Below are 1,034 nucleotides of genomic sequence, written 5' to 3' on the forward strand. Positions count from 1 at the left end.
ATGACCATAGCAATGGGACGCGCGCCAGCCCAGCGAGGATGGTTTGACATTCTCGACGACTGGCTCAAGCGCGATCGCTTTGTCTTTATCGGCTGGTCCGGCATTTTGCTGTTTCCCTGCGCCTTCATGGCGGTGGGGGGCTGGCTCACCGGTACCACCTTTGTCACCTCGTGGTACACCCACGGCCTGGCGTCGTCGTACCTCGAAGGTGCCAACTTTTTAACCGTCGCCGTTTCCACCCCGGCCAACAGCCTGGGGCACTCGCTGCTGCTGCTGTGGGGCCCAGAGGCCCAAGGCGACTTTGTGCGCTGGTGCCAACTGGGCGGTCTGTGGGCCTTTGTGGCGCTCCACGGTGCCTTCGGCCTGATTGGCTTCATGCTGCGTCAGTTTGAAGTGGCCCGTCTGGTCGGCCTGCGGCCCTACAACGCCATCGCCTTTTCGGCCCCGATTGCGGTATTCGTCAGCGTCTTTCTGATGTACCCCTTGGGGCAGTCGAGCTGGTTTTTTGCCCCCAGCTTTGGCGTAGCGGCGATTTTCCGTTTTCTGCTGTTCTTCCAGGGCTTCCACAACTGGACCCTGAACCCCTTCCACATGATGGGCGTGGCCGGTGTGCTGGGTGGTGCGCTGCTGTGCGCCATCCACGGTGCCACCGTTGAGAACACCCTGTTCAAAGACGGTGAGAACGCCAACACCTTCCGGGCTTTCGAGCCGACCCAGGCTGAAGAGACCTATTCGATGGTGACGGCGAACCGCTTCTGGTCTCAGATTTTCGGGATTGCGTTCTCGAACAAGCGCTGGCTGCACTTCTTTATGCTGTTTGTGCCCGTGACGGGGCTGTGGATGAGCGCGGTTGGCGTGGTGGGTCTGGGGTTAAACCTGCGGGCCTACGACTTTGTGTCCCAGGAGATTCGGGCGGCAGAAGACCCTGAGTTTGAGACCTTCTACACCAAGAACATCTTGTTGAATGAAGGCATTCGGGCCTGGATGGCCCCGACCGACCAGCCCCATGAGAAGTTTGTATTCCCCGAAGAGGT

Annotated in this window: 1 protein-coding gene; it reads left to right on the forward strand. The window is 59.9% G+C overall.

The genetic code is table 11. The features are described 5' to 3' along the window. The coding region (psbD, locus tag IQ254_RS31230) for a photosystem II D2 protein (photosystem q(a) protein) (protein WP_193970016.1) at positions 1–1,034 on the forward strand (1,034 nt) is incomplete at both ends.

The organism is Nodosilinea sp. LEGE 07088 (genome assembly GCF_015207395.1).
Lineage (GTDB): Bacteria > Cyanobacteriota > Cyanobacteriia > Phormidesmidales > Phormidesmidaceae > Nodosilinea.